We start from the raw sequence: 257 nt of genomic DNA, 5'->3' as shown, positions 1-257 counted from the left end.
AGGAACGTTGAAGACGACGACGTTGATAGGCCGGGTGTGTAAGCGCAGCGATGCGTTGAGCTAACCGGTACTAATGAACCGTGAGGCTTAACCTTACAACGCCGAAGCTGTTTCGGTGGGTTTGAGAGAAATTTTCAGCTGATACAGATAACAGAATTTGCCTGGCGGCTGTAGCGCGGTGGTCCCACCTGACCCCATGCCGAACTCAGAAGTGAAACGCCGTAGCGCCGATGGTAGTGTGGGGTCTCCCCATGCGA

The 257-nt window shown here is 54.5% G+C and carries 2 rRNA genes; both read left to right on the top strand.

Annotated elements, in window-relative coordinates:
• Positions 1-95 (top strand): 23S ribosomal RNA (locus MXM41_RS22720); the annotation flags it as partial.
• 65 nt (positions 96-160) lie between these two features.
• Positions 161-257: ribosomal RNA gene (gene rrf / locus MXM41_RS22715) — 5S ribosomal RNA — on the top strand; the annotation flags it as partial.

It is taken from the genome of Leclercia adecarboxylata, from assembly GCF_035787115.1.
Classification (GTDB): Bacteria; Pseudomonadota; Gammaproteobacteria; order Enterobacterales; family Enterobacteriaceae; genus Enterobacter; species Enterobacter adecarboxylatus_E.
Note: the sequence above shows the minus strand (reverse complement) of the source record. Positions and strands in the feature narration are given on the sequence as shown.